7 protein-coding genes are annotated in these 7664 nt (G+C 64.4%); 1 reads left to right on the plus strand and 6 read right to left on the minus strand.

Going from position 1 to position 7664, the window contains the following annotated elements; genetic code table 11:
• The 6 genes from B3D39_RS00635 to B3D39_RS00660 all read right to left on the minus strand — a co-directional run.
• Positions 1-1419 (minus strand): UDP-N-acetylmuramoyl-L-alanyl-D-glutamate--2,6-diaminopimelate ligase (locus B3D39_RS00635; RefSeq protein WP_286789283.1); only part of this gene is annotated, 1419 nt, incomplete at its 3' end.
• Between the two features lie 134 nt (positions 1420-1553).
• Positions 1554-3368, minus strand: coding sequence for a peptidoglycan D,D-transpeptidase FtsI family protein (locus tag B3D39_RS00640; protein ID WP_274963821.1), 1815 nt, complete (start codon positions 3366-3368; stop codon positions 1554-1556).
• A complete protein-coding gene (ftsL, locus tag B3D39_RS00645) occupies positions 3368-3745 on the minus strand; it encodes a cell division protein FtsL (RefSeq protein WP_152844166.1) in 378 nt (125 codons plus the stop codon). Before ftsL ends, B3D39_RS00640 begins: the two co-directional genes overlap by 1 nt.
• Positions 3742-4749 (minus strand): 16S rRNA (cytosine(1402)-N(4))-methyltransferase RsmH, encoded by a 1008-nt coding sequence (rsmH, locus tag B3D39_RS00650; RefSeq protein ID WP_078539570.1) that lies wholly within the window; start codon positions 4747-4749, stop codon positions 3742-3744. The genes ftsL and rsmH overlap by 4 nt, the downstream gene beginning before the upstream one ends.
• A gap of 3 nt (positions 4750-4752) precedes the next feature.
• Positions 4753-5238: a division/cell wall cluster transcriptional repressor MraZ gene (gene mraZ, locus B3D39_RS00655; protein ID WP_286789284.1), complete on the minus strand. Its 486-nt coding sequence runs from the start codon at positions 5236-5238 to the stop codon at positions 4753-4755.
• 727 nt (positions 5239-5965) lie between these two features.
• The gene (locus B3D39_RS00660) at positions 5966-7054 is read right to left on the minus strand and encodes an Mrp/NBP35 family ATP-binding protein (RefSeq protein ID WP_078570213.1); all 1089 of its coding nucleotides are present in this window, start codon (positions 7052-7054) and stop codon (positions 5966-5968) included.
• 339 nt (positions 7055-7393) lie between these two features.
• On the opposite strand from B3D39_RS00660, the gene B3D39_RS00665 reads away from it, so the two are divergent.
• Entirely contained in the window at positions 7394-7597 is a 204-nt protein-coding gene (locus B3D39_RS00665) for a DUF1127 domain-containing protein (protein WP_078519474.1), read from the plus strand.
• Positions 7598-7664 lie beyond the last annotated feature (67 nt).

Consider the following 7664-nt stretch of genomic DNA (forward strand, 5'->3'; position numbering starts at 1 on the left):
GGTATCCGAGCCGATGATCTGGCCGCTCTCGTGGCCCTTGCCCATCACCAAGAGCGCATCGCCCGGCTGCAGCAGATCGACGCCGCGCAGGATCGCCTCGGCCCGGTCGCCCACTTCCATCGCCTTGGGCGCGCCTTCCAGCACGGCGGCGCGGATCGTTGCGGGATCTTCCGAGCGCGGGTTGTCGTCGGTGACGATGACGATATCGGCGTTCTCGGCGGCGGCCTGCCCCATCAGCGGGCGCTTGGTCGCGTCGCGATCCCCGCCCGCGCCGACGATGGCGATCAGGCGGCCCATCACATGCGGGCGCAGCGCCTTGAGCGCCGTCTGCACCGCGTCGGGGGTGTGGGCGTAATCGACGAAAACCGTCGCGCCATTGTCGCGGGTGGCGGCCAGCTGCATCCGCCCGCGCACGGTGGAGAGCTTCGGCAGCGTCGCGAAGACGTCCTCGGGGTCGGCACCACAGGCGATGGCGAGCGCCGCTGCCGTGAGCACGTTCATCGCCTGGAACCCGCCGATCAGCGGCAGGCGGGTCATCTGCGTCCAGCCTTCCCACGAAAAGCGCACGTCCTGCCCGGTCGCGTCAAATCGCTGACCAAGGATCTGCATCTCGCATTGCTCGGTATGGCCGATCCCGATCAATTCCTGACCGCGTGCGGTGATATAGCGCGCCAGTTCCTCGCCCTTGGGATCGTCGAGATTGATCACCGCCGCCCCGTCTTCAGGCAGGACCCGGGTGAAGAGCCCGGCCTTGGCGGCGAAATACTCCTCGAAGCTCGCATGATAATCGAGGTGATCTTGCGTGAAATTCGTAAACGCGGCCGCCGAGAGCGTCACACCATCCAGCCGGCGCTGCGCCAGCCCGTGCGAGGAGGCCTCCATTGCGGCATGGGTCACGCCGACGGCCGCCATATCCGACAGCAGGCGATGCAGGGTGATCGGCTCGGGCGTGGTATGCGGCGATGGGGCGGAATAGCTGCCTTCCACGCCGGTCGTGCCAATATTCGCGGCCTCGAACCCCATTAGCTGCCAGATCTGGCGGGTGAAGGTGGCCACGGAGGTCTTGCCGTTGGTGCCGGTCACCGCGATCAGGGTCTCGGGCTGGCGCTCGAACCACAGCGCCGCAGCGAAGGCCAGCGCCTGACGCGGATCTTGCGTGATGACGATGGCGGTGTCGGTGCCTTCAAGCGCCTCGCGCGCGGCCTTCTCGCCCGCGCGATCGGTCAGCACCGCAGCCGCGCCCATGCGCAATGCGTAAGGGATGAACTCGGCCCCGTGGATCTGCGTGCCCGGCAGCGCCGCGAAGAGATGGCCCGGCTTGACCTGCCGACTGTCGACCGACAGCCCCGAGATCGCGCAGTCTGCGCCCTGCAGCGGCGTCAGCCCCAATTCGCTCAGCATTTTGGTGCCCGCAGCCATCGTATCCGTCCTTCATTCAGCTTGCCGCACTTATCCGGCGACGCGTCTGCGAGGTCAAGGCGACAGGCCCTTCCCCCGGTCTCTTTGCGCGAGTTCATGCGCGTGGCGCGAGACCCGCTGCCAGCCCGGAAAGGTCAGTCTTTCTTGACGAGGCTGATGCCGTCGAGCGTGTCGGGCGTGGTCGGTTCGGGGCGCAGGCCCAGAAGCGGCGCGACACGGCGGATCGTCTCGGCCGCGACCGGCACGGCGGTCCAGCCTGCGGTGCGGCGCGGCGTGTCGCCGGAGGTATCCGTCGGCTCGTCCAGCGTGAGAACCAGCACATATTCGGGGTTGGTCACCGGGAAGACGCCTGCGAAGGTCGAGATCACCTTCTTGTCGTAATAGCCGCCCTGCGGATCGGGCTTGTCGGCGGTGCCGGTCTTGCCCGCGACCTGATAGCCCTCGACATTGCCGTAGCTCGCCGTGCCGCGCGTCACCACGGCGCGCATCATCGCCAGTGCCTTGCGGGCAACCGCCGGAGACACGACCTGCGCGCCTTCGGGCGCACCGAATTCTTGTTTATGCGGCTTGCGCGGGCCGCCGTTGGCAATCAGCGTCGGCAGCACGCGGCGCCCGTCATTGGCGATCGTCGCATAGGCCGTCGCAAGCTGCAGCGGGCTGTCGGAAAGACCGTGACCGTAGCCGATGGTCATCGCGGACAGCTCCGACCAATTCTTCGGCAGAATCGGGCGGCCCGTCGGCGCCTCGATCAGTTCCACCGGCGAGGGCTCCAGAAGGCCCAGCTTGCCGAGGAATTCGCGCTGCTTCTCGGGGCCGATCTTCTGGACGATCCGCGCAGTGCCGATATTCGAGCTGTGCACGATCACATCCGTGACCGACAACTGCTTGCCGTAATTGTGGAAATCGTGGATGCGGAACTTTCCCCAGCGCAGCGGGCCCTTGGTGTCGATCATCGTCTCGGGCGTGACCAGACCGTCCTGCATCGCTTGGCTGACCGCGAAAATCTTGAAGGTGGAGCCCAACTCATACATCCCCTGAACCGCGCGGTTGAACAGCGGGCTGTCGGAAGGATCGCCTTTCAGAAGCGGCGCGGGGCGGTCGTTGGGGTCGAAATCGGGCAGACTCGCCATGGCGACGATCTCGCCGGTCTGAACTTTCATCAGCACCGCCGTTGCGCCCTTGGCATTCATCAGCTTCATGCCGCCCGAGAGCACGTCTTCGAGCGCGGACTGCACGGTCAGGTCCAGCGAGAGCTTCAGCGGCTGCCCGCCATTGGACGGATCGCGCAGCCACTTGTCGTATTCCTTCTCGATCCCGGCGACGCCGAGGATCTCGGCGGAGTTAACGCCCTCCGTGCCGTAGCGCGCGCCGCCAAGAATATGCGAGGCGAGGTGGCCGTTGGGATAAAGCCGCATTTCGCGCGGGCCAAACAGAAGGCCGGGATCGCCGATATCATGGACTGCCTGCATCTGCTCGGGGCTGATGCGGCGCTTGATCCAGACGAATTTGCGATGACCGGTGAAATCCTTCTTCAGCCGGTCGCGGTCGAGATCGGGGAAGATCTTCACCAGCTTGTCCACGGTGCCCAGCGGGTCGATCATCATCGGCGGCTGCGCATAGAGCGAGTGGGTCAGCAGGTTGGTCGCAAGCACCCTGCCCTTGCGGTCGACGATGTCGGCGCGTTGGGCGTGGATCTGCTCGGTCGTGGAATCGGTCTGCGGCTCTTCGGGGCGCGCGGCGGCGAAGGAGCCCATGCGTAGTCCCACCGTCAGGAAGGCCGCGAGGAAGATCACCGACATGACCAGCAGGCGGCCTTCGGCGCTTTGACGGGCCTTGTCACGAGTGGCCTCGCCGCGCAGACGGCGGTTCTCGCGTTCGATCGCGTCGGGGTTTTCGCCTTTTTCGCGGGCGTCGAGAATACGGGCAAGCGGACGAAGGGGCGTGCGCATCAGTTCCCTCCCTCAGGATCGGCCTTGACCTCGATCGGGTCGGAAAGGCCGGACAAATCGGTGCCCGACGCATCGGCATCATCGGCCTGCGGCGTCGGATAGGCGATCTGCGCCACGGTCCCGAACTGCTCGGGCGTCATCGGCAGGAGACGCAGCGAGGTGAAGTTGAGATTGACCAGTTCGCGCAGGCGCTGCGGGCGGTTGAGATAGGCCCATTCGGCGTTCAGCACGGACAGCCCCTCGTTGAGCGAGGCGATTTCGCGGTTGAGGTCGCGCAGTTCGTCGATCCGGTCCTGCGTGTCGTAGTTGACGTGATAGGCCCAGAAGGCGAGCGCGAGGACACAGGCGGAGGCGGCAAGATAGGCAAGCAGTCTCAACGGCGTTTCCCCTTCTTTTCCCCGGTGACGAGCTTCGGAAGCCCCAATTGCGTGCGATCGGCCTTGCCGGCGGGCGCCTCGGTGCGCCGTCCTACCCGAAGCCGGGCCGACCGTGCGCGCGGGTTTTCCGCCAGTTCCTCTGCGTCGGGCCCGTCGCCCTTCACGGTAATCTCGAAAGCGGGATCAAGGGTTTGCTGAACCGGTGCGTGGCGCGAACCGCCCCCGCCCGTCGACGAGCGCGCCGCAAAGAAGCGCTTCACCACCCGGTCTTCGAGCGAATGGAAGCTGACCACAGCCAGAAGCCCGCCGGGCTTCAGCGCGCGTTCCGCGGCTTCCAGCCCCTCGATGAGCTGGCCGAATTCGTCGTTCACCGCGATGCGCAGCCCCTGGAAGCTGCGCGTGGCGGGATGGCTCTGCCCTGGTTTCGGGCGCGGCAGGCAACGCTCGATCACTTTGACCAGTTGTTGCGTGGTCTCGAAAGGCTGGGTCTTGCGTGCTTCGACAATAGCCTTGGCGATCCGGCGGGAGGCGCGCTCTTCGCCATATTGATAAAGGATATCAGCGAGCTCGGCTTCGTCCGTCTCGTTCACCAGATCGGCGGCCGAGGGCCCTTCCTGCGACATCCGCATGTCGAGCGGCCCGTCGCGCATGAAAGAAAACCCGCGATCCGCCTGATCGAGCTGCATCGAGGAGACGCCGAGATCCAGCACCACCCCGTCCAGCAGTTCGTCGGAATAGGTATCGAGTTCGGAGAACGTGCCTTCGACCAGTTCCAGCCGGTCGCCATACTCGCCGCGCCACGCCTCGGCCATCTCGAAGACCGCTGGGTCGCGATCGACGCCAATCACCTTGTCGGCGCCCGCCTCCAGCAATCCGCGCGCATAGCCGCCCGCGCCGAAGGTTCCGTCAAGCCAGGTCCCAGAGACAGGCGCGACCGCCCGAAGGAGCGGCCGCAGCAATACCGGGACGTGGGGGGCGTCTGGCAGGGCGTCCCGATCCGTCATGGCTCACCCCTGCGACAATAGGCTGAGCGGGTCGAAATCTTCGCCCTGCTCCTCGATCCACTGATCGATATTGGCTTCATCGGCAGCAGCGAAGGTCTCGGGGTTCCAGATCTCGAAGGTCTCGCCCACGCCGGAGAAATAAGCCTCCTTGTCGAGACCGATCTTCGTGCGCAAAGCCGCCGGGAGAACCAGGCGGCCATCGGGATCGACTTCGGTCGGGTGCGATTTGGACAAAACCATCCGCTGCAGGATCGTGCGCTGCTTAGAGCCGCGCGGCAGCGCCGCGATATCGGCGGCCAGCGCCTCGAAGGCGGCCTGCGTGTAGATCTGGAGCATTTTCTGGGTGTCGGCGCCGTAGACGATGACCATGCGGGGGCGATCTTTGTTCGGGCCCTCGGGGTCGCCCTCTTCCAGCTCACGACGAAACAGTGCGGGGATCGACACGCGACCCTTACTGTCCACCTTGAAGGTGTATTCGCCTATGAACATGCCCGCCAAAGCGCGCTCCTATCACCTGTCCCGCCGGGCGGGGCCCGAAATGAAAACAGCGGATTGGGCTGCTGCCACTGCCCAATCCGCCGCCCTCGTTCCCATTACTGGGTATGTCCGACTGCACGCGCCACCTGGGGGGATGGGGATATCTGCTCGCTCGCGCGCCGGATCTCTTTGTTTTCGTGAAGCGATGGCCTGTATGAAACCTGCATTTCGCCGTGAGGTCTTAGCGCCTCTATTTGTCTTCGCTTCCGATGAATTAGGGATGCCATGGGAATTCATGGCACGCAAGAAAAAAGTTGCCGAAGACTGGGCATATGTTGTTCGCGACGAGACTCCATTACAAGGCGTTGCGCCGAGATCGGACCACACCTAGCGCAAGCCTAGCGACGATTTACTATATATGGTGGAAAAACCGGAGCCGTCAGAGCTTCCCGTAAAATCCCAAAAAATTTCCACCAATGCGGAACCTGTGGTTTTTGAGCCGCAATTTGAACCCACGACACCACTGATTTCAGCGCTCACTACAGGGTGATTTTGCGCGAGGGCACGTGAAGCGCGCGTGATTCCGCCCAGTTTCGTGGCGAATCTCCGCTCACCTGCCTTCTACGCTCCCGTGAAGTTCCATGAAAGGTGCCATGATTTCCCATAACGCCCCTGTGACCAGAAAAAAGGCGCCCGGATCGGGCGCCTTTCTTAGCGTGAGCTTGGCCTAGAGCTGAGATCAGAGCAGATCGCGGTCGACCAGCCCCTGCGCAAGAGCGGCATAGCCCTCGGCCGCCGGCCCCTCGCCCGCCGCAACCGGGGTGCCCGCATCGCCGGCGAGCCGCACATCCAGATCGACGGGCAGCGCACCGAGGAAGGGCAGCCCCAGCGCCTTCGCCTCCGCGGCGACCCCGCCATGGCCGAAGAGATGCGCCTCGTGGCCGCAATTCGGGCAGACATAAGAAGACATGTTCTCGACCAGCCCGTGGATCGGGGTTTTCAGCCGCTGGAACATGTCGATCGCTTTCTTCGCATCGAGCAGCGCGACATCCTGCGGGGTCGAGACGATGATCGCCCCGTCCAGCTCGGTTTTCTGGCACAGCGTGAGCTGCACATCCCCCGTCCCCGGCGGCAGATCGATCAAAAGCACGTCGAGCGGGCCGTATTCGTCCCATTTCACCTGAAACAGCATCTGCTGCATCGCGCCCATCAGCATCGGGCCACGCCAGATAACCGCCTCGCTCTCTTTGAGCATGAGACCGACCGACATCAGCGTGACGCCATGCGCCTGCAGCGGCAGGATCGTCTGCCCGTCCGGCGAGGCGGGCCGCTTGTTCGCGCCCATCATGCGCGGCAGCGAGGGACCATAGATATCCGCGTCGAGCAGACCGACCTTCTTGCCCGCGCGAGTCAGCGCCACAGCGAGGTTCGACGCGACAGTGGATTTGCCGACGCCGCCCTTACCCGACCCCACGGCGATGATCTTCTTCACGCCCGGCACTTTTTGCGGACCTTGCTGGGGCTTGGGATGGCCGCCGATCGCGGGGCCGCGCTGTTGCGATTGCTGAGCGGTGCCGCCAAGACCGCGCGGCGCGCCCGCGGGCACCACCACTGTCACGCTCGTCACCTCGGGGAGCGCCTTGATCGCCGCTTCCAGCGCGGGGCGCATCGCTTCCAGTTCGGGCTGCGGCGCGCCTTCGAGCACGAAGCGCACCACGCCGTCTTGCACCGCGAGCGCGCGCACGAGATCGCGGCTGATCGCGGTCCCGCCGCCCGGCACTTCTACCGATTGCAACGTCGCAAGAACCGTTTCCTTGCTCAGAGCCATGCAGATTCCTCCATTCCCGGGTCCATCATTGGCCCGACTGCTCGTGATTTGGCCGGAACTGTGGCGTTTTTGCCGCGCAGTTCAAGTCGAGAACTGCCCAAATGGTCAGGAATCCCCCAAACGCCCCAAGGCAAGCGCACATATCTTGCGTCTGCGTCTCGAAAATGGGTCAGAATCATTCATGCATTTTCTGCATGGCGGCAATGAGGCTTCCCGGCATTGTGCAGTCGCAGCATTAGCGCCATCTTTAGCCCAACGACGGAACACGAAGTAACGAATTCGGGTCGACAAGCTGGAACCGGCAGCGGCCCTCGCAAGTAGATAGATGAGGCTAAAACGATGGCACTCGTACAAGACATCCAACTGAACGAAGGCGGCTTCGCCGCGCTGAAATCGAAACTGACCGAAGCCCTGGCCCGCCGCAAGGTGTATCGCCAGACGCTCAACGAACTGCGCTCGCTCAACAGCCGCGAGCTGAACGACCTCGGGCTGCACAGCTCGATGATCACCCGCGTGGCCTACGAGGCCGCATACGGTAAGTAATTCGCTTCCCGAGCCCCTCTCCTCCTCCCTGGGGCTCAGGACTGCGGCGGCGCTCTCTCTCCTCCTC

Source organism: Thioclava sp. UBA3469 (assembly GCF_002378135.1).
Classification (GTDB): domain Bacteria; phylum Pseudomonadota; class Alphaproteobacteria; order Rhodobacterales; family Rhodobacteraceae; genus Thioclava; species Thioclava sediminum.